Origin of the sequence: Rhizobium sp. Root1334 (assembly GCF_001426665.1) — a bacterium.
Taxonomy (GTDB): Bacteria; Pseudomonadota; Alphaproteobacteria; order Rhizobiales; family Rhizobiaceae; genus Pararhizobium.
In genome coordinates this window covers 145,212-164,483 of sequence record NZ_LMEY01000030.1, presented here as the reverse complement: position 1 = coordinate 164,483, position 19,272 = coordinate 145,212, and the positions used below count along the sequence as shown (strand labels likewise).

At 60.8% G+C, this 19,272-nt stretch carries 17 protein-coding genes; 10 read left to right on the top strand and 7 right to left on the bottom strand.

What is annotated here, in order from left to right; translation table 11 throughout:
- Positions 1–60: 60 nt before the first annotated feature.
- From ASD36_RS28005 to ASD36_RS27970, 8 genes are all read left to right on the top strand, one after another.
- Positions 61–1,299 carry an extracellular solute-binding protein gene (locus ASD36_RS28005; RefSeq protein ID WP_060512041.1) on the top strand — a complete coding sequence of 413 codons (1,239 nt, stop codon included), beginning with the start codon at positions 61–63 and terminating at the stop codon, positions 1,297–1,299.
- A 114-nt stretch (positions 1,300–1,413) separates the two neighbouring features.
- The gene (locus ASD36_RS28000; protein ID WP_060506014.1) at positions 1,414–2,298 is read left to right on the top strand and encodes a sugar ABC transporter permease; all 885 of its coding nucleotides are present in this window, start codon (positions 1,414–1,416) and stop codon (positions 2,296–2,298) included.
- Complete coding sequence (locus ASD36_RS27995) at positions 2,298–3,143, top strand: carbohydrate ABC transporter permease (RefSeq protein ID WP_060506013.1); 846 nt, start codon at positions 2,298–2,300, stop codon at positions 3,141–3,143. Before ASD36_RS28000 ends, ASD36_RS27995 begins: the two co-directional genes overlap by 1 nt.
- Complete coding sequence (locus tag ASD36_RS27990) at positions 3,140–4,162, top strand: SIS domain-containing protein (protein ID WP_060506012.1); 1,023 nt, start codon at positions 3,140–3,142, stop codon at positions 4,160–4,162. Before ASD36_RS27995 ends, ASD36_RS27990 begins: the two co-directional genes overlap by 4 nt.
- 1 nt (position 4,163) lies before the next feature.
- Complete coding sequence (locus ASD36_RS27985) at positions 4,164–5,096, top strand: PfkB family carbohydrate kinase (RefSeq protein WP_060506011.1); 933 nt, start codon at positions 4,164–4,166, stop codon at positions 5,094–5,096.
- On the top strand, positions 5,093–6,172 hold the full coding sequence (ugpC, locus tag ASD36_RS27980; RefSeq protein WP_060506010.1) for a sn-glycerol-3-phosphate ABC transporter ATP-binding protein UgpC: 1,080 nt from the start codon (positions 5,093–5,095) through the stop codon (positions 6,170–6,172). The genes ASD36_RS27985 and ugpC overlap by 4 nt, the downstream gene beginning before the upstream one ends.
- An 83-nt stretch (positions 6,173–6,255) precedes the next feature.
- Positions 6,256–7,353 (top strand): glycosyltransferase family 4 protein, encoded by a 1,098-nt coding sequence (locus tag ASD36_RS27975; RefSeq protein ID WP_060506009.1) that lies wholly within the window; start codon positions 6,256–6,258, stop codon positions 7,351–7,353.
- Positions 7,350–8,111, top strand: coding sequence for a polysaccharide deacetylase family protein (locus ASD36_RS27970; protein ID WP_112834578.1), 762 nt, complete (start codon positions 7,350–7,352; stop codon positions 8,109–8,111). Before ASD36_RS27975 ends, ASD36_RS27970 begins: the two co-directional genes overlap by 4 nt.
- 7 nt (positions 8,112–8,118) lie before the next feature.
- Here the strand turns inward: ASD36_RS27970 and ASD36_RS27965 are convergent, their stop codons facing one another.
- On the bottom strand, positions 8,119–8,949 hold the full coding sequence (locus ASD36_RS27965; protein WP_060506007.1) for an MBL fold metallo-hydrolase: 831 nt from the start codon (positions 8,947–8,949) through the stop codon (positions 8,119–8,121).
- A 228-nt stretch (positions 8,950–9,177) separates the two neighbouring features.
- Between ASD36_RS27965 and ASD36_RS27960 the strand changes: the two genes are divergently transcribed.
- Entirely contained in the window at positions 9,178–10,959 is a 1,782-nt protein-coding gene (locus tag ASD36_RS27960) for a metallophosphoesterase (RefSeq protein ID WP_060506006.1), read from the top strand.
- Positions 10,960–11,021: 62 nt separating this feature from the next.
- Here the strand turns inward: ASD36_RS27960 and ASD36_RS27955 are convergent, their stop codons facing one another.
- The 3 genes from ASD36_RS27955 to ASD36_RS27945 all read right to left on the bottom strand — a co-directional run bounded on the left by ASD36_RS27955 (position 11,022) and on the right by ASD36_RS27945 (position 14,943).
- Complete coding sequence (locus ASD36_RS27955) at positions 11,022–11,492, bottom strand: cyclic nucleotide-binding domain-containing protein (protein WP_060506096.1); 471 nt, start codon at positions 11,490–11,492, stop codon at positions 11,022–11,024.
- A 125-nt stretch (positions 11,493–11,617) separates the two neighbouring features.
- Positions 11,618–14,335 carry an ABC transporter ATP-binding protein gene (locus ASD36_RS27950; RefSeq protein WP_060506005.1) on the bottom strand — a complete coding sequence of 906 codons (2,718 nt, stop codon included), beginning with the start codon at positions 14,333–14,335 and terminating at the stop codon, positions 11,618–11,620.
- Positions 14,336–14,343: 8 nt separating this feature from the next.
- Positions 14,344–14,943: a hypothetical protein gene (locus ASD36_RS27945; protein WP_060506004.1), complete on the bottom strand. Its 600-nt coding sequence runs from the start codon at positions 14,941–14,943 to the stop codon at positions 14,344–14,346.
- A 38-nt stretch (positions 14,944–14,981) separates the two neighbouring features.
- Here ASD36_RS27945 and ASD36_RS27940 point away from each other — a divergent pair, with 38 nt between their 5' ends.
- The gene (locus ASD36_RS27940; protein ID WP_060506003.1) at positions 14,982–15,659 is read left to right on the top strand and encodes a hypothetical protein; all 678 of its coding nucleotides are present in this window, start codon (positions 14,982–14,984) and stop codon (positions 15,657–15,659) included.
- A 7-nt stretch (positions 15,660–15,666) separates the two neighbouring features.
- On the opposite strand, the gene ASD36_RS27935 is transcribed toward ASD36_RS27940, so the two are convergent.
- The 3 genes from ASD36_RS27935 to ASD36_RS27925 are packed head-to-tail and all read right to left on the bottom strand — an operon-like array spanning position 15,667 to position 19,266.
- The gene (locus ASD36_RS27935; RefSeq protein WP_060506002.1) at positions 15,667–16,812 is read right to left on the bottom strand and encodes a glycosyltransferase; all 1,146 of its coding nucleotides are present in this window, start codon (positions 16,810–16,812) and stop codon (positions 15,667–15,669) included.
- The gene (locus tag ASD36_RS27930; RefSeq protein WP_060506001.1) at positions 16,802–18,049 is read right to left on the bottom strand and encodes a glycosyltransferase family 4 protein; all 1,248 of its coding nucleotides are present in this window, start codon (positions 18,047–18,049) and stop codon (positions 16,802–16,804) included. The genes ASD36_RS27935 and ASD36_RS27930 overlap by 11 nt, the downstream gene beginning before the upstream one ends.
- Positions 18,046–19,266, bottom strand: a complete 1,221-nt coding sequence (locus ASD36_RS27925; protein WP_060506000.1) for a glycosyltransferase family protein — start codon at positions 19,264–19,266, stop codon at positions 18,046–18,048. Before ASD36_RS27925 ends, ASD36_RS27930 begins: the two co-directional genes overlap by 4 nt.
- Positions 19,267–19,272 lie beyond the last annotated feature (6 nt).

Sequence of the window (19,272 nt, the reverse complement as noted above, 5' to 3'; positions counted from 1 at the left end):
AGAGGCGCGCGTTTTGCGGGCCGAGAAGACGACTGTTGTTTAATAATGGAGGGAAAAGACATGTTGAAAGCCAAACGTAATGCGCTCATGGGCGCCGCTCTGGTCGGTGCATTTTTTGCGACCAATGCCTATGCTGAAACCACGCTCAATGCTCTGTTCATGGCGCAGGCCGCCTATAGCGAAGCCGATGTCCGGGCCATGACCGATGCCTTTGCCAAGGCTAATCCGGACGTCAAGGTCAATCTCGAATTCGTGCCTTACGAAGGCCTGCACGACAAGACCGTGTTGGCGCAGGGTTCCGGCGGCGGCTATGACGTCGTGCTGTTCGACGTGATCTGGCCTGCCGAATATGCCAGCAACAAGGTTCTGGTTGATGTGTCCTCGCGCGTCACCGACGACATGAAGAAGAACGTGCTGCCCGGCGCCTGGACGACGGTACAGTATGACGGCGCCTATTATGGCATGCCATGGATCCTTGATACGAAATACCTGTTCTACAACAAGGAAATCCTTGAAAAGGCAGGCATCAAGACGCCGCCGAAGACCTGGGACGAGCTGGCCGAACAGGCCAAGGCCATCAAGGACAAGGGCCTTCTGGCCACCCCGGTCGCCTGGAGCTGGTCGCAGGCGGAAGCTGCGGTCTGCGATTACACGACGCTGGTCAGCGCCTATGGCGGCGACTTCCTGAAGGACGGCAAGCCCAACTTCCAGACCGGTGGCGGCCTTGATGCGCTGAAGTATATGGTGTCGAGCTATTCGTCCGGTATCTCCAATCCGAATTCCAAGGAATTCCTCGAGGAAGACGTCCGCAAGGTGTTTGAAAACGGCGAAGCCGCGTTCGCGCTGAACTGGACCTACATGTACAACCTCGCCAACGCGGGCAAGGACAGCAAGGTGGCAGGCAAGGTCGGCGTCGTTCCGGCTCCGGGCGTTGCCGGCAAGAGCGAGGTTTCGGCCGTCAACGGTTCGATGGGCCTCGGTATCACGGCGACCAGCAAGCATCCGGACGAAGCTTGGAAATACATCACCTTCATGACCTCGCAAGCTGTGCAGAACCAGTATGCCAAGCTCAGCCTGCCGATCTGGGCTTCATCCTATGAAGATGCGTCCGTCAGCAAGGATCAGGAAGAGCTGATTGCGGCTGCCAAGCTGTCGCTGGCCGCCATGTATCCGCGTCCGACGACGCCGAAATACCAGGAGCTTTCGACAGCCCTGCAGCAGGCCATTCAGGAAGCATTGCTTGGCCAGACCAGTCCGGAAGATGCCCTGAAGACTGCCGCCAAGAATAGCGGTCTCTAAGGCGCCGGGGTCACCCCTTCGCCGTGCATCCACCGATCTCCGGGCGGCACCATGTCTGCCGCCCGGCCTTTCGCCCCCCTTGCATCCCATGATATTTTCAGGAAGAGTTGCCCCATGTCCGGGACATCGATGACCACACGTGCATGGCTGCTGATGCTACCGCTGCTCGCCGTCATGATCGCCGTCATCGGCTGGCCGCTCGCCGATACTGTCGGGCTCTCCTTCACCGATGCCAAGCTGGTCGGTACGGCCGGTAATTTCGTCGGCATCGACAATTACGTGAAGACGCTGACCAGCTCCAATTTCCAGCGCACGCTGACGACGACGACGATCTTTGCCGTCATCTCCGTCTTTGCCGAAATGGTTCTCGGCGTTCTGGCGGCACTTCTGCTCAATCAGCAATTTTATGGACGCACCGTCCTGCGTGCGCTGATGATCCTGCCCTGGGCTTTGCCGACCGTCGTCAACGCCACGCTTTGGCGGCTGATCTACAATCCGGAATATGGTGCGCTGAACGCAGCGTTGACCCAGATCGGCATGCTCGATGCCTACCGCTCCTGGCTGGGTGAGCCCGGCACGGCGCTGGCTTCGCTGATCATCGCAGACTGCTGGAAGAATTTTCCGCTGGTGGCGCTGATTGCGCTGGCCGCCCTGCAAGCCGTGCCGCGCGACATCACCGCCGCATCGCTGGTCGATGGCGCCGGCCCCTTTGCCCGTTTCCGCTTCGTCATCCTGCCCTATCTGGCCGGGCCTTTGATCGTGGCGCTGGTGCTTCGAACCATCGAGGCGTTCAAGGTGTTTGACATCATCTGGGTGATGACCCGGGGCGGACCAGCCAACAGCACGCGCACGCTGTCGATCCTCGTCTATCAGGAGGCATTTTCCTTCCAGCGGGCGGGATCCGGTGCCTCGCTGGCGCTGATCGTCACGCTGCTGGTGGCTGTTCTGGCAGCTGTTTATGCCATGCTTGTCCGGCGCACAGCGGGGAGCACGGCATAATGGAACGCAAGAGTTTTCTCTTCTCCTTCTTCATCCATGCCTGCGCTCTCTTGCTTGCGGTCATTATCCTTGCACCGGTTCTGTGGCTGTTCGTCATGAGCATTTCACCGGCCGCTGACTTGACGGCAAAGCCGCTTGTCTGGTGGCCGCAGTCGGTGGACTTCTCACGCTATGCGACGTTGCTTTCCAGCGTTGAAAACAGCGCCGGTGCCGCCTTCGTGGCGTCGCTGACCAACAGCATTCTCGTTGCCGGCATGGCGACCATCGCTGCGCTGGCGCTTGCCATTCCCGCGGCCTGGGCCGTATCGCGCACGCCATCGGTCGGCTGGTCGCTCTATATGGTGATCGCCACCTATATGTTGCCGCCGGTGGCGCTGGCGGTGCCGCTTTATTTCGGCCTTGCGCATCTTGGCCTGCTCAACAGCGTTTTCGGGCTGGCGCTGGTCTATCTGACCATCCTTGCCCCCTTCACCACCTGGCTGATGAAATCCGGCTTCGATGCCATCCCGAGGGAGATCGAGGCGGCGGCGATGATGGACGGGGCAGGGCTGTTTGCAACGCTGCGGATCATCACCCTGCCACTGGCTGCCCCCGTGATGGCGACGTCGGCGCTGTTTGCCTTCCTGCTTGCTTGGGATGAATTCTTCTATGCACTGCTGTTCACCTCCGACCTGCGCGCCAAAACGCTGACCGTTGCCATCGCCGATCTCGCCGGTGGCCGTGTTTCCGATTACGGACTGATCGCAACCGCGGGCGTGCTTGCCGCCCTGCCGCCCGTGGTGATCGGCCTCGTCATGCAACGCGCCCTGATCTCCGGGCTCACCAGCGGCGGCGTCAAGGGATGACCATGACCTCCAACGATTATCGCCCGATCGGACTGCAAGCGATCGATCGCGAAATGGCACGGCAGAATGCCGATGCGATTGCCTCCTTCGAGAGCGCAGGCGAGAGAGCCAAAGTGATCGCCGCGTCACTGCGCGAGACCGGCGGCCTGCTTTTGCTCGGCATGGGCGGGTCGCATGCGGTCAATCGCGCCGTGGAACCGTTATATCGTGCGCTTGGCATTGAGGCGATTGCCGTCACATTGTCCGAACAGCTCGGCATGCCGCTGGCGATCGAAGGCCGCACCGTTTTGATCACCTCGCAGTCCGGCGAGAGTGCTGAGGTCCTGCGCTGGTTTTCAGAAACCGGTGGATCGGAAGATACATTCGGACTGACGCTGGAGGGGACGTCCTTTCTGGCTGGAGCCACGCCCTGCCTTGTCGGTGCCGGTGGTACGGAACTGGCCTTTGCCGCGACACGCAGCCTGACGGTCAGTTTCGCGCTGCATCTGGCAATTCTCGCGGCGCTCGGCGAGGACCCGGCCCCGGCGCTGGCTGTGCTTTCGGCGCCTGTTGAAAATGATGTGACGGCAGCGCTTACGGCTTTTGAAAACATCGGCGCGGTGGTCACTTCGGGGCGCCGCCTGCAGGGGCTGGCGGAAGCGCTGGCGCTTGGGCTGACGGAGCTTTCGCGTTATCCCTGTTTCTCGCTGGAGGGCGGACAGCTTCGGCACGGTCCGATGGAAATGCTGGGTCCGAAGATTGGCGTCGTGCTGTTTCGCGGTGATGACGCAACCGCCGATCTGGTGACGGCGATGGCTGTATCGGCGGTGGAGACAGGCTCTCCGGTTGTTGTTTTCGATGCGTCGGGGCAAGCGCCGGTGGCGGGGACAACGACGCTGAGCTTTGCGCCGGCGACGGGGTTTGCGGCCATCTTCTCGATGCTGCCGGTTGCCCAGCGCTTCATGATCGCCTTTGCCGAGGCCCGCGTCGAGAATGCCGGAACGCCGGTGCGCTCCACCAAGATTACCCGGAGCGAATGACATGCGTCCGCTTGCGGTGATCGGAAACGTCAATGTCGACCTGATCCTTGGACCGGCGGAGCCCTGGCCGAAGGCCGGCACCGAGATCATCGTCGATCACGATGAATTGCGTGTCGGCGGTTCAGCCGGCAATGCGGCCCTTGCCTGGAAGGCGCTCGGGGTCGATTTCGAGATCGCCGCCAATACCGGCACCGACGAGTTTGGCCGCTGGCTACGCGAGTCCTTCGGCTCTCAGGCGGAGAAATGGCCGGTTCGGCCGGAAGGGACGACGCTTTCGGTCGGCATCACCCATCCCGACGGCGAGCGGACGTTTTTCACGACCCGCGGACATCTGCCGCGGTTTTCACTCGACTGCGTGTTTGCAGCCCTTGACGGCGCCCGGCTGTCCGGTGGCTATGCGCTGCTTTGCGGCTCCTTCCTTACCGATGATCTGGCGGCGGATTACCCTTATCTGTTCGATTGGGCCGATACACACGGCATCACGCTGGCGCTCGACACCGGCTGGCCGCTCGACGGGTGGACCGAGAAAAACCGGCAGGCGACGCGCGGATGGCTATCGCGCTGCGGCTGCGCGCTATTGAACGAGGTGGAAACAACCACACTGTCCGGCCTTGCCGACCCCGTTGAAGCTGCCCGTGAACTCAAACGCCATATGCCCAAGGATGCCATTGTCGTCGTCAAGCGCGGTCCGGATGGGGCTCTTGCGATCGGCGCCGATGGTGCGCTGGTGTCTGCACCGGCACCGCCGGTCAAGGTCGTCGATACGATCGGTGCAGGCGATGTCTTCAATGCTGCGTTTCTGGCGGCGCTTGCCGAAGGCCTGCCGCTGCAGGAATGTTTGCAGGCCGGAACCACTGTTGCCTCGCGCGCCATTTCCACGCTTCCCCGCAACTATGGCGGCCCATTGTTGGCCGCGACCGGAGAGACCGCATGAGCGCGCTCGAAATCGAGAATATCCGCAAGACCTACGGCGCGCTGGAGACGCTGAAAGGCATCGACATATCGCTGGAAAGCGGCGAGTTCCTGGTGCTGCTCGGTTCCTCCGGCTGCGGCAAGTCGACCTTGCTCAACATCATTGCCGGTCTTGCAGAGGCATCGGGCGGCGATATCCGGATCGGTGGGCGCTCTATCCTGGGGGTGCATCCGAAGGACCGTGACATCGCCATGGTGTTCCAGTCCTATGCGCTTTATCCGAACCTCACGGTCCATCGCAATATCGGCTTCGGGCTGGAGATGCGCAAGGTTCCGGCCGCGGAGCGGGAAAAGGCGGTGCAGGAAACAGCCAGACTGCTGCAGATCGAAAATCTGCTGGATCGTAAGCCCGGCCAGCTATCCGGTGGCCAGCGTCAGCGTGTGGCGATCGGCCGGGCGCTGGTGCGCAAGCCGCAGGTTTTCCTGTTCGACGAGCCGCTGTCCAACCTCGACGCCAAGCTCAGAATGGAGACGCGCACCGAACTGAAACGGTTGCACCAGATGCTCGGCACGACGATCGTCTACGTTACCCATGACCAGATCGAGGCGATGACGCTGGCGACACGGATCGCTGTCATGCGCAACGGCCGGATCGAACAGCTTGGCACGCCGGAAGAGGTGTATGACCATCCGGCGACGCTCTATGTCGCTGGTTTTGTCGGCTCGCCGCCGATGAACGTGCTGGATGGTGTGGTCACGGGCGAGGGCGTGCAGCTGGACGGATCGGCTACGGTCATCACTCTGCCGGCGCGCTTCAAAAATGCAGCATCAGCCGAGCGGCGCGTCAAGCTGGGTGTCCGTCCGGAAGCGCTTCGCCTGACGGATGATGCGGCGGACAATCCCGTGCTGCAGGTGGAGATCGAGGTTGTCGAGCTGACTGGCCCGGAATTGGTGGTGACGGGTCGGGTCAGTGGACAAAAGGTCACCGCCTGCCTGCCGCCGCGTACCAAGCTGACGGTAGGCATGAAACAGGCCTTTGGGTTCGACGACGACGCTCTGCATCTGTTCGATGCGCAGACGGAACTCGCACTCGGCTGACCGGGCACCCGGTTAGCGCAGTTTGCAAACTACCCGGCAGGGCTGGTTCCCAACGGTGGTGCTATGTTCTAGAAACGCATCTGATGAAGATCGCATTCTATAGCCCGCTCAAATCCCCCAATCACCCCGTTCCCTCCGGCGACCGGCTGATGGCGCGCCTGCTGATGGCAGCGCTGGTCAAGGCAGGCCATCAGGTGGAAATTGCTTCAGAGCTTCGGGCTTTCCTGCCGGATGCTTCGGCTGATGCAATCGAAACACGGGCCGCAGCGATGGCCGCAGAACGCGCGCGGATTTCGGCGCTCTGGCGCGAGCGCGGCGCACCGGATCTCTGGTTTTGCTACCACCCCTATTACAAGGCGCCGGATCTGATCGGCCCGGCGCTCGCCCGGAAATTTGGCCTGGGTTATGTGACGGCGGAAGCGTCCTATTCTGCCCGGCGCAATCAAGGGCTTTGGGCGGATATGCAGCAACAGGTGCTGGATGCCGTGAAACAGGCATCGGTGAATATCTGCCTGACCCGGCGAGATTTCGATGGGCTTGCAGCGGCAGGGCCGGAGGCACGCCTGGCGCTTTTGCCGCCGTTCATTGACCCGGCACTATTGCTTGAGACGCAACCGCACCCTCAACACGGACGGTTGGTCACGGTTGCGATGATGCGCTCCGGCGACAAGATGGACAGTTATGTCATGCTGGCCGATGCGCTTTTGCGGCTGACGCATCTGCCCTGGCAGCTTTCCGTCGTTGGCGACGGACCGCGTGCTGCCGATGTGCGTGCATTGTTTGCCGGGTTCGATGCGGACCGGATTGTCTGGCACGGCGAAAAATCGGCAACCGAAATCGCCGATCTCCTGTCGGGATCATCGCTCTACGTTTGGCCGGGGTGCGGCGAGGCTTATGGTCTAGCCTATCTCGAAGCACAAGCCGCAGGGTTGCCTGTTATCGCACAGGAGATTGCTGGCGTGCCTGAGGTGGTGGTGCAGGGGAAAACGGGCCTGTTGACACCGCCGGGAGATGTCGATGCCTATGCGCAGGCGATCGGGCGGCTGCTGACGGATGACGGCGAGCGGCAGGCGCTTGCCGGCGCGGCTAGATCCTTTGCTGTTGAGGAGCGTTCGCTTGAGCGGGCGGCGGTGCGGTTAAGTGCGATCCTCGACGAATATATAAAAGCGGGTACCACATGATGGGTGAATTCGAAGCAGCGATCGTTGGCGAACTGGATCGCTGGCATCAGGCGGGTAAGGTGGCGCAGTTCTGGCTGCGGGATGACGATGCCATCGAGCCAACGGGAGCCCTCGACCGGTTGCTGGATGTATCAAACAAGTTCGCAGTGCCGCTGACGCTGGCGGTCATTCCGGCGCATACCGGCACGGCGCTGGCCGAACGGCTGCAGGCGGAACCATTGTGTTCCGTTGTAGTACACGGCTGGTCACACCGCAACCATGCAAGCGCCGACGAGAAGAAGCAGGAACTTGGCCGGCATCGCCCGGCGGAGGACGTCCTTGGCGAGTTGAAGCGGGGTTTCGACCAGCTTGCCGCGCTCTATGGCGGACAGTTTGTGCCGATGCTGGTGCCGCCGTGGAACCGGATCGATGCAATACTTCTGCCGGAATTGACGGGACTTGGATTTCAAGCCCTGTCGGTCTATGGCCCGGAAAAGCCGACCGCCTTGCCGCTGATCAATACGCATGTGGATGTGATGGACTGGCATGGGACGCGGGGAGGACGTGACCGGCAGGCACTGGCTATCGAGATTGCCGCGCGCTTGCGGTTCATGTTCGATCATGGCGGGGCAATGGGGCTTCTGACCCATCATCTGGTGCATGACGCGGCGGTCTGGGATTTCATGAATGCACTGTTTGCCGTGACCGCAGGCCATCCCGCCTGCCGGTGGACCCCGGTTGCGGATATCCTTCGGGAGCAGCAGGCCTCAACCGTCTAAGGCTGCCTCAGAGATCGATCACCTGACCGTCACGGGCGGTAATCGCGCCGTTGAATTCCCGGCCAGCCAGCCGCTGGATTTCGTCGAGTTCGGTGTCGGTGCGCAGCGGCGAATGGTGGATGAAGGCGACCTGCTTGGCCTTTGCCGTCTTGGCGAGCCGGATGCCTTGCTGCCACGTGGAATGGCCGTAGCCGACATGGCGGTGCATTTCGTCGTCGGTATACATGCAATCGTAGAGGAAGAGGTCGCAGCCATCGATCAGGTCGAGCACGGCGGGATCGAGCGTGCCGGGCTTGTGTTCGGTATCGGTGACCAGCGCCACGGCGCGGCCGCCCCATTCGACGCGGTAACCGATGGCGCCGCCCGGATGATTGAGACTGCCCGTACGGATCGTCACACCAGGATAGGGAACAAGCGCATCGCCGGAGCGGAAATCGCGGCAGTTGATCGAGGCGCGGCAGATATCCGGCTCCACCGGGAACCACGGCGGCCGCATGAATTCGCCGATCATCTGGCGGGTGGACATGCGTCCGGCCAGATGTCCCGACCAGAGAGTTACCGATGCATGCGGGTCAAACAGCGCCGGCAGATAGGGCAGGCCGACAATGTGATCGTAATGGCAGTGGGTGAAAAACAGGTTGAAGTCGGAAACGCCTTCGGATTTCAACGCCTGGCCGGCAGGCATCAGGCCGGAGCCGGCATCAAACAATAGCCTATGCGGCCCGCATTGCATCTCGATGCAGATGGTGTTGCCGCCATAATTCTGGAACTCGGCCCCCGAGACCGGGAGGCTGCCACGCACACCCCATAACCGCACCCGAAACACGTTTTCGTTCACTCTCTCGCCTCAGTCACGGAAAACTATCTTGCCTTTCCGTCTGCAACTGTCCCACTTAACTCTTAAGGTCGTCTTTTTGTCGTGCTTGATTAACCAAGCCGCATTTCCGCCATGTTAGCTAAACTGCTTGGGTTAAGCGAGACTTCAATTCGCTTTTTCTTTCCACATATGCGAGAGACGGAGAGAAACGAATCCGGTTTGAACGTGCAGACGGAAAATACCGACAGAATGCCGACCGCAGAGCACCCGCGCATCGCCATTGTCGCCGATGCGCATTTCCATGATCTCTATGCCGACTACGGCTTTGCCGGTATCATGCAGGATGACCGCCGGCTGACGTTCCGGCTGTTGGCCGACACGGCCCGCTCGACGCGGGTTTTCAACGAAAGTTATTTCGCGCTTCATTACACGCTTGATGATATCGCGGCACGAGGCATCCGCCATGTCGTGCTGCTTGGCGATTATTCCGATGACGGGCAGGTGGAAACCGTCAAGGGTGTCAAGCGGGTGCTCGACAATTACACGGAGCGGTTTGGCATGCGGTTTTATGCCACCACCGGCAATCACGATATTTTCGGGGCGGATGGGCGCCACCGCGCCAAGCGCTTCCTCAACGAAGACGGTGGCTACAGCATTCTCAGCAGCGACCCGCATCTGCGCGACCGGGGTGCGCATGCGGTCATCGCCAGTGATCGGATGTATTGCCAGGGTTATCCGGACGGGCTGGATGCCATGGCGGATTTTGGGTTTTATCCGCGGCCGGGCGATCTGCACTGGGAAACGCCGTTTGGCATCGATGGCGATCCAGCAGCACGGTTCTACGCGGTCCATTCGCCGGATGGAAACACCACGCGCCGGCTGATGGATGCGTCCTATCTGGTCGAGCCCTTTCCCGGCGTCTGGCTGCTGATGATCGATGCCAATGTCTTTGCGCCTGTCGATGGGGTCGTCCCCGGCGAAGCCGGCGATCTCGCTGACAGCACCAGCGCCGGCTGGAACGCGATGCTGGTACACAAGCGGTTCGTTCTGGACTGGATGGCCGATGTTTCCCGCCGGGCGCGGGACGAGGGCAAATGCCTTTTGGCGTTCTCACACTATCCGGTTCTGGATCCGCTTGACGCAACTGTCGATGACGAGGTGGCACTGCTTGGCCGGACAGGCATGGCGGAACGCATTCCCCGCATCGACGTTGCAGAGGCGTTGATCGACGCGGGTATCGATATCCATTTCAGTGGGCATCTGCATGTCAACGATACGGCGCAGTACCGCAGCGGCGAGCGCTTCCTCACCAATATCGCCATGCCGTCGCTTGTGGCATTTCCGGGCGCCTACAAGATCATCACCATCGGAGAATGCAATTTCGGCATCGAAACGGTTGGCCTCGAGGCGATGCCGCTCGATGATGATCTGCGGCAGGCTTATGGCAGGGAGATTTTACCGTCGCGGCTGGAAACCGGCGGCCTGCTGGATGTGGACAGCTATGGTGATTTCCTGTTCGAACATATCGGCCATCTGGTCGGACGGCGTTATCTCAAGCGGGAATGGCCGAAGGATATTGCCGCGCTGATCCGCGGTCTCGATCTCGCCGATCTGGCGGCTCTGGCGTTGATCAATGTGCCGGTTGGCGCTGAGGATGCAATGATGGCAATCACCTCTGCCCGCGACGACACGGAGCTGCAGCAGCGGTTGGCCACGCGCTTGACTGAACGCGGAACGGAGATCGGGACACTCCGCGGAATGCCAGCGCTGGCATTTCTGGCGGACTGGTACCGGGTCCGGATGGGAAGCGAACTTGCGCTGGACTGGATCGGCGCAGACAAGATTTCAGCCTACCTGGCCGTCGGGCAACTGTTTTCGGATCGCGATAACAAGGAGCCGGGCGCAGTGCAGACGCAGTTCGCCGTGATATTCCGGATGTTGGCGAAATACCTCTCCGGCCTGCCGTCGCGAAACTTCAGCATCGACCGGAAAAGCGGAGTGATCGAACTGTGGAAGCCTCCCGCAGGCTGACGCTTTGGCGACCCTTGCGGAGTTCGAACCTGCGACAACCTGCTTAGAAGACAGGTGCTCACTCAGTGCAGGTCAGAGTCCTTGCGTGCACGGCTGCGGGCTTCGGACAGCTCGCTGGTCGTATGGCTGAGGCGATCAGCCAGGACGCGCATGATCTCGATGGTGATTTCGGGGAAGTCGGTGAGCAGCTTGAGGAAATGTTCCTTGCGGATGCGCAGGGCTTCCAGCGGCGTCGTTGTCTGCACTGTGGCGGTTCGCGAAACGTCGCAAAGGATGGCGATTTCGCCGACGATGGAGTTGGTCTCGACTTCGGCGATTTTGATCGGGCCGGTCGAGGAATCGACCAGGATATCCGCTCTGCCCGCCAAGACGACATAGGCCGCATCACCGGTATCGCCCTGATGGAAAAGCGCTTCGCCCGGATCATAACTCACGCGGTCGGAGGTGAACGCGAGAAGTTTCAGTTTGCCCGGTTCGACATTCGAAAACAGCGGCACGCGCCGCAGCATTTGAACTTCATCCTTCAACAGCATAGTCGTGCCCATTCCCCATTTTTTTCTTCCTCCCGGATCATCCGCCGGTGACGGTCACCGGCGTTGGCATCGCGAGGATTGCCCTGCCTGCATCCCCGTCGCACGCTTGGACTTCTCCACTGGCATTATGATGACACAAGCTCCTTAAAGATACCGTTATTCTTGACCAGCGCCGCATGCGTTCCTTCTTCCACAAGCAAGCCGCGGTCAAAGACAAGCACACGGTCGAACAGACTGGACAGCGCAGTGTTTGAAAGGACCCAGACGACTGCCGGATCGCGCCCGTCCCGGCGCACCAGCTTCAGCACGTCGCGGACGATTTCATCCTGAAGACGGTGATCGAGGCCGGGCAGGGGCCGGTTGAAGATGTAATATTCAGACTTGCGGACCAGGGCACGCGCCAGATTGAGTTTCTGCCGCTGCACTGCAGTCAGCCGTTTGCCGCCGGCACCCAGATTGAAATCCAGGCCGATATCGATGACGCGTTCGAGCAGGCCGAGCGAGTTCAAAAGCGAGCTGACGATCGAGCGAATGCGCTTCGACCCGTCGCTATGCTTGTGGCTGATGCGGCCAAACAGGATGTTGTCCATCAGGCTTGCTGACGCCAGATAGTGTTCCGGGTCGTAGCGCTCGATATCGCCACGCATATTGTCGGGCAGGCCGTCGTGGAACTGACGGCGCACATCGACGATCTTGGCCATCAGTTCGTCCGTCAAAAGACCGAAACGATGCCGCGGTTCGACATAGCGGAAGCTCAGGCGAATGATCTGGCCGCGATCATCTTCCGAGGCGGCATCAAAGCCCTTGCCCTTCAACTTCTGCAGCAGCAGCTGATAATCGGGAATGTCATCCGCCGTCATGAAGGTCAGCTGCTGGAAGAACGGATGATCCGGCGGCAGGTCGGCGAACAGTTCCACCGCGTTCTCGGCGATGCTGTAGCCCATGTCGAACAGGATGCGGTCTAGGCCGGAACGGCCGACGACGGAGCGGAAATAGGCGTTCTTGCCGATTGCCTTGCCGATGAATGCCGGGCCGGTTGCAGTGCCGAACAGAAGGTTTTCGCCGACTGTCGCCTCGGTATTGTAAGCGCCGGGCTCGAAGGAGACGACGAGGCTGCTGAGGCCAGCCTCTTCCAATTCGTCGCGAAGGGCGTGGCGCATTTCGACGATGCCCTCGGCAAGGCCGGGGTGCTCGTCAGGGGACACGGTACTGCGAAGCGCGAGGTCGAGAATGTCCTTTGACAGTTGCACCGTGTCGAGCACCGACAGGACGGGCGTGAAGAGATCGTCGCGGTTCGTCGCGTTGGCGGCCTCGTAGTCGATCCAGTCACTGTTTACGTCGTAGTCCGGATTGCCGGCGAGTTTGGCCTCGGCGATCTGCCACTTGCGATGCGCAGCGCCGCTGCCTTCATAAACGGCTTCCTTCAGAGGCGCGTGCTTGAGGCCGTAAAGCAGATTGTCGCGAAGGCTTCCGTAGAAGAAATAGGCATCGGAGGAAACATAGGAGATCGCCCGGCCCGTGACCGATTCCGGTATTTCCAGCAGATCATCGCCACCTGCCGTTACCTTGCCGCTCTCTGGCCATGTGAGCCGCGCAAACGCTTCCGCCAGCATGTCGCCGCCACCGGCGGCACCACCGACGATGGCAACGGTTTCGCCGGGATGGATCTGGACCGACACGCGCTCCAGAAGCTTGGCGCCGCTATCGTCGGCCAGCGACAGGTTGACGGCTGCCAGCGGATGCTTCAGCGAACCGGCGTCCTTGACGGCGATGGCCTGGATGGCCGGATCGATGGTCTTGTCGACGCTGAATTGCTCGACGACCTGAACATACTTGACCTGAACATCCTGGCGGGTCTGGTCCCAGTCGATCAGGTCCTTCAGCGGGCCGGGCAGGTCCTTGTAGGCGCTGATCACGGCGATCAACTGACCGATGTCGAGACGGCCCTGCAATGCGAGGTAACCGCCGATGCAATAGAACAGGAAGGGGGTGAGCTGGGCGAGGAAGTTGTTGATGAACTTGACCAGGAATTTCCACTGGTAGAGGTCGTAGCGGATCTTGAAGATGCGGCCGAGGCGCGAGGCGATATCGGCGCGCTCAAAGTTGGATGTATCATAGGCGTGGATGGTGCCGATGCCGTCGACAATCTCGCTGACGCGGCCGGCGAGTTCCCGGGCGGTGATCTGGCGTTCGCGGCCGAGCACCAGCAGCCGCCGGCGCATGCGCGGAATGATCACGGCCTGGACGCCGACCATGACAGCGGCGATCAGGCCAAGCCAGGTATTCTGCATGAAGATGAAGAACAGGGCCGTCAAGGCCTGGCCGCCGAGCAAAGCGGGCTGGACGAAGGCATCGCCGGTGAAGCCGCCAAGCGGCTCGACCTCGTCCTTGACCATGCTGGACACTTCAGCGCCCTTCATCCGCTTGAACTGGCCGGGCGGGAAACGCAGGATCCGGTCCACGAGTTCGAAGCGGATGCGGCGCAGCAGGCGTTCGCCGAGCCGGCCCTTGTAGGTGTTGATATAGAACTTGAAGAGGCCGTTGATGATGACCAGCAGCAGGAAAACCATGCTGAGGGCAAACAGGGTCTGCATGCGGGTCAGTTCGACGCCGTCAAACAGCGTCACGGTTCCGAGCCATGGCAGGTCGAAACTGATATTCATGAACGTTTGGGTGGCACCCGGCTGGTCAAACCCCTGACCCTGGATCGGCCCGTTGACGATCTGTTTGGGCAGGTCGAACGACAGGAAATAGGGGATCATCGAGACGGCGACGACCAGAAGGATCCAGAGCTGCTGGCCTCTCGTGTGCGTCCAGATGTAGCGGGCTATGCTTTTTTCCATGGGGAGATTCAACTGGCCGTATAGCGGGTGTCAAGGACGTAGAAGCGCCGGGCAGCATAGGGTGTGCCGGCGATCTCCGGGTCGTGCAGATGAAGATCGAATTGTCCACGGACCGTCACCGCCGGACGGCTGACGATATGCGGGACCTGGGAGGCGGCGCGTTCGAGTTCCGGAGCGTATTCGATAACCACGATCTTGGCGTTTTCGATCAGCGAGAACAGCAGCTCGCCGAGCGGATCCTTGCGGCCGAACGGTTTGAGTGAATAGCCGAGCAGGACGAGACCATAGCTTCCGGGCTGATAATGATAGTCGATCTGCTGGAACTTGGCCGGAATATGCCGCACATGGCATTGCTGGCCGTTCAGCTCGTTTGCCTCATAGGCCTCCGTCTTCGGATCGACGGAGGTGACCGATAGCGGATGATGGGTCAGATAAGGGGTGATTGGCCGGATATGGCCGCCGATTTCCAGGATGTGCGGGCAGTCGCGCATGAAGTGGGCAGCAAAGACCTGCCGCATGGTTGCGCCCAGTCCTGCCAGATGCGGTATGTCCTTTCCCGCCTCCAGGGGCGGCGAAACGGAGGTGGCATCCTTCAGGTTGACTTGCATTCCTTGCACTCCAGAAAAGTCCAGACTACAACACGCGCATGATGAAAACCACCCGATCAAACGAAGCAAACACAACAGATTGGCACGAGAGTGCCTTCGATATCATCCGCGGTCTGTCCGCCTATACGGGAAGCTCTCTGATAGAAGGCCTTGCGAAAGTCATCGCCAAATATCCGGATGCGGACCTCGGCACGGCCTTCAACCACAAGCAGGTTGGAAGCAAGATATGGGCACGCGAAAAGCTGTTTGAAAGCCTTGGCGGAAAATTTAAGCACATCGTCCTGCTCGGCGGCTGGTACGGTGTGCTTCCGGCCATGTGTTTCGATGACAGCCGCTTCGACATCGACCTGTTCGAGAGCATCGACATCGATCCGGCCGTCGCCGAAATCGCTGAGACGTTGAACGCCAAAGTTGGTGAGCGTTTCCGCACGACCACGCACGATATGTATACTGTCGATTACAGCACCCGCGGCGCCGATCTCGTCATCAACACCAGCTGCGAGCACATTGCCGATCTGCCGGCATGGCTGGCTCTATTGCCACGCGGCACCAAGGTGCTGCTGCAGTCGAACGATTATTTCAGCGAGCCGACCCACATCAACTGCGTGCCGTCGCTGGAGGCCTTCAAGGAGCAAACATCGCTTTCGCACGTCGCCTTTGCCGGGTCGCTGAAGATGAAGAAATATACTCGCTTCATGGTGATCGGGACGGTCTGATCTTCGATCAGATCAATCCGCGCAGGATTTCGGCGGTGCGCTGGGCGCCGTCGAGATCGAGCGTGTGCGGCGGGCGGTTCGTCGCTGCAAGCGCTGTTTCGATCGCCCGCGTCATGCTTTCTGCCGACAGATCGTCCTCGGTCAGGATATGGGCCAGCCCAAGCTTTTCGAGGCGCTCGGCCCGAACTGTCTGCTCGGTTTCGCCGCCAGCCGTGAAGGGGATGAGCAGGGCATGGCATCCGGCCCGCAGGATGTCGCAAACCGTGTTGTAGCCCGCCTGTGATACCGACAGTTTCGCACCGGCGAGAAGGCCCGCGAAATCCGGACGGAAGCGGTAGACGCTGACATGGGCCGGCGCATCGGCCGAGATCGCGTCGAAATCGGACTGTGGCAGGTTGGGGCCGGTGATCAAGGCCCAGGACAGTGAACCGCCGATCGATTTTGCCGCTTCGAGGGCGGCGCGGATCAAGGCATTGCCGACGGCGCCGCCACCGGCCGAGACGATAACGTCGAAACGCTCTGTTGGCTGCGCAGGGGCGGGGGCTGCGACCAACCCGGTATAGATGACTTTGTCCGTAATTTCGGCAGCCAGCGGAAACGTGTCTTCCAGCCGGGCGAAGGCCGGGTCGCCATGCACCAGAATGCGATCAAAGTATTGCTTCACCAAGGCAACCGTTTCTTCGTCGCGGCCGGGCTTGGAGCGTTCCTGCAGGATATCACGCAGCGACGTGACGACCAGCGGCTTGTTTTCCATCGCCGCGATCGCCTCAAGCAGCGGCAAAAGTTCGAACCGGACCTGACGGCGGCCGAACGGGAATGCTTCGATGATGACGATATCGGGTTGGCTTTGGTGAAAGGCGGCGAGCAGTTGTTCCTTGCGGCTTTCCTTGAAGGCGTCATCGACCGGATTGCCATTGATATCGGCGAGCCCCGAAAAGCCGGCATCACCTGACGTGATCGGCGGCAGGGCGACATGCTGGACGAGTGGGCCGGGGAAACCGGGCACCGGGGTGCCGCCGGTAACGACCGTCACCTCGAAACCGTCTTCGGCCAGCGCGCGGGCGATACGGCTTGCCCGGGCAAGATGGCCGATGCCGAGCAGGTGCTGCACATAGAAAAAGGCGCGGGGGCCTCTTGGTCTGCTATCGGTCATTCCGCCACTCACTCTCAAACAGGTCTTTCAATTGGCGGATGCTGGTCTGATGGTCGAAGTGACCACGGACCTTGCGTTCGGCAGCTTCACCGAGACGCTTGCGCAGCGCCGGATCGCGGATGGCTTGCTCCAGCGCGCGTGAAAGCGCTTGTGGGCATTCCGGCGGGACAACAAAGCCGTTTTCGCCATCGGTGAGAAGCTCGGGTATCCCGGAAATATCCGTTGATATGCAGACCAGCGCCTGGCTCGATGCCTCGACGATCACGTTTGGCAATCCGTCCCGGTCACCATCGGCGGTGATGCGGCAGGCAAGCGCAAAGATATCGGCGGTGCGATATTGCTGCAGCACTTCGGTCTGCGACAGGGATCCATGCCAGACAATTTTCTCGGCGATGCCGAGTTCGGATGCCAATGCCTGCAGCTTTTTCAAGAGATCGCCGCCACCGATATGGACGAGCCGCCAGTTGAGACCGGCAGGCAAGAGGCTCAGCGCCCGCAAAAGGATATCGAAGCCCTTCTTCTCGACCGCGCGGCCGACGCTGACGATCGTGACGGGGCGAGCCGGATCGGAGCCGTCATAGTCTGGGCGGGCGCCGTCAAATGGTCCGAAACGGCTGAGATCGAGGCCGTGGTAACTCAAGTGCACATGGGGCTTGCCGCCGGCAAGATGGCGCAGGTGCTCAAAGCCGGTTTGCGTGCAGGTCACCGTCCAGCGGGTGCTGGCGAGCTTGCCGGCCAGTTCCCATTCCGGGGATGTCCAGATGTCCTTGGCATGGGCCGAACAGGTCCAGCCGATGCCGGTGATCATGCTGGCATAGCGCGCAACGGAGGCCGGGGTGTGGATGAAATGCGCGTGCAGCCATTCGCCGCCCTTTGGCCATTCGGCCGACAGAACCATCGCCTGGCCGAAGCGGCGAACCCGGTTGCGTGTCCGGTCGCGCCAAAGATCGCTGACGAACGTGGGTAAGGCGCTCCAGAAACCGGGTTTGGGCAGGCAGCGGAAGAGCGCACGCGCGACCCGAAGCGGTTCCTCGTGCAGATATTCCGGCAGATAATGGACCGGAGCGCGGATCTCGTCATGGATCGGATGGCGCTTCTTGTCCGTCGGCCGGCGCAGTGCCACCAGCTCAAGGTCGAAGCCCGCGCGTTCCAGTCCAAGCAGTTCCTGGGCGATGAAGGTTTCCGACAGGCGCGGATATCCCTTCAGCACCACGACGATCTTGCGGCGTTCAGTCAATTCTGGCTCAATCCCTTAACGACCTTCAAATGCTCGCGGTCGCGGCGGCCAAGCCATTCTCCGACGATCTGCGAGATGTTCGCAAGACCTTCAAGCGTCATGCCCTTGGCGCTCTTTGAGGGTGGATCGCGCTCGGGCAACGCCTTGAGTGCGGCGGCAAAGCGCATCGGGTCGGCCGCCTCTTCGGGCAGAAGCATGTCGATCAGCCCAAGCTCTGCGGCGCGGCTGGCGCGGATAAGCTGTTCTTCGCGCGGCATGACCCTCGGGACGATCAGCGCCGGTTTGTCGAAGGACAGAATCTCGCAATAGGTGTTATAGCCGCCCATAGCGAGCACGGCCTTGGCGCCAGCGATCAGCTCTTCCATGCGGTTGTCGAACTCGATCACCTCGAGATAAGGGATCTTCGCGCATTTCATCAACAGCTTGTGGCGCTGCTTGACCGGCATATAGGGACCGAGCACGACCAGCGACTTGTGCGTCAGGGTCGGGTCTTCCTGGTAGGCATCGATCACATCGTGGATCAGGTCGGAGCCGTCGCCGCCGCCGCCCGTGGTGATCAGAATATAGTCGCCCTTGGGCTTGTGTTCGGATTCGACATCCTGCGAGACGCTTCTTTGCAGAAAGCCGACGAAATCCATCTTGCTGCGCACGGTCGGGGGTACGTCGAGGCCGACGAGGGGATCGTAGAAATCCGGTGGGCCATAGACCCAGACGCTGTCGTAGAACTGGCCGATCTTGCGCATCACGTCATTACGCTTCCATTCCGCATCGAGCAGATGCGGCGCGTCCATGACTTCGCGCAGGCCGAGAACCAGGGTCGTTCCCTGTTTTTTCAGATAGGCGAGGGTGTCCTCGACTTCGCCCTGCAGCCCCATTGGTTCCTTGTCGACAATGAAGATGTCCGGCTGGAATGTCTCTGCCGTGTGACGTATGATCGATTTGCGCATCTTCATCGTCTCGTGCAGGTCGATATGCCTGTCCATCGAGGTGTATTCGCCGTTGCGCAACTTGATGACGCTGGGGATTTTGACGAAATCAACGCGGGCCCGATAATCGAAGGCACCGGCTATGGTCGCGCCTGAAATGATCAGGATATTGACGCCGCGATAGTCCTCGACCAGCGAATGCGCGATCGTCCGGCACCGTCTGAGGTGACCGAGGCCGAACGTGTCATGGCTGTACATGAGGATGCGGGCGTCTTCGATCCGGCGCGTCATAAGCGG

Excerpts from the sequence above, each read along its gene's own strand:
- ASD36_RS27945 (WP_060506004.1), bottom strand. The coding sequence starts at position 14,943 with ATGCAAGTCAACCTGAAGGATGCCACCTCCGTTTCGCCGCCCCTGGAG.
- ASD36_RS27950 (WP_060506005.1), bottom strand. The coding sequence starts at position 14,335 with ATGGAAAAAAGCATAGCCCGCTACATCTGGACGCACACGAGAGGCCAG.
- ASD36_RS27925 (WP_060506000.1), bottom strand. The coding sequence starts at position 19,266 with ATGACGCGCCGGATCGAAGACGCCCGCATCCTCATGTACAGCCATGAC.
- ASD36_RS28000 (WP_060506014.1), top strand. The coding sequence starts at position 1,414 with ATGTCCGGGACATCGATGACCACACGTGCATGGCTGCTGATGCTACCG.
- ASD36_RS27955 (WP_060506096.1), bottom strand. The coding sequence starts at position 11,492 with ATGCTGTTGAAGGATGAAGTTCAAATGCTGCGGCGCGTGCCGCTGTTT.
- ASD36_RS27975 (WP_060506009.1), top strand. The coding sequence starts at position 6,256 with ATGAAGATCGCATTCTATAGCCCGCTCAAATCCCCCAATCACCCCGTT.
- ASD36_RS27935 (WP_060506002.1), bottom strand. The coding sequence starts at position 16,812 with ATGACCGATAGCAGACCAAGAGGCCCCCGCGCCTTTTTCTATGTGCAG.
- ASD36_RS27985 (WP_060506011.1), top strand. The coding sequence starts at position 4,164 with ATGCGTCCGCTTGCGGTGATCGGAAACGTCAATGTCGACCTGATCCTT.
- ASD36_RS27995 (WP_060506013.1), top strand. The coding sequence starts at position 2,298 with ATGGAACGCAAGAGTTTTCTCTTCTCCTTCTTCATCCATGCCTGCGCT.
- ASD36_RS27990 (WP_060506012.1), top strand. The coding sequence starts at position 3,140 with ATGACCATGACCTCCAACGATTATCGCCCGATCGGACTGCAAGCGATC.
- ugpC (WP_060506010.1), top strand. The coding sequence starts at position 5,093 with ATGAGCGCGCTCGAAATCGAGAATATCCGCAAGACCTACGGCGCGCTG.
- ASD36_RS27960 (WP_060506006.1), top strand. The coding sequence starts at position 9,178 with ATGCCGACCGCAGAGCACCCGCGCATCGCCATTGTCGCCGATGCGCAT.
- ASD36_RS27940 (WP_060506003.1), top strand. The coding sequence starts at position 14,982 with ATGATGAAAACCACCCGATCAAACGAAGCAAACACAACAGATTGGCAC.
- ASD36_RS27970 (WP_112834578.1), top strand. The coding sequence starts at position 7,350 with ATGATGGGTGAATTCGAAGCAGCGATCGTTGGCGAACTGGATCGCTGG.
- ASD36_RS28005 (WP_060512041.1), top strand. The coding sequence starts at position 61 with ATGTTGAAAGCCAAACGTAATGCGCTCATGGGCGCCGCTCTGGTCGGT.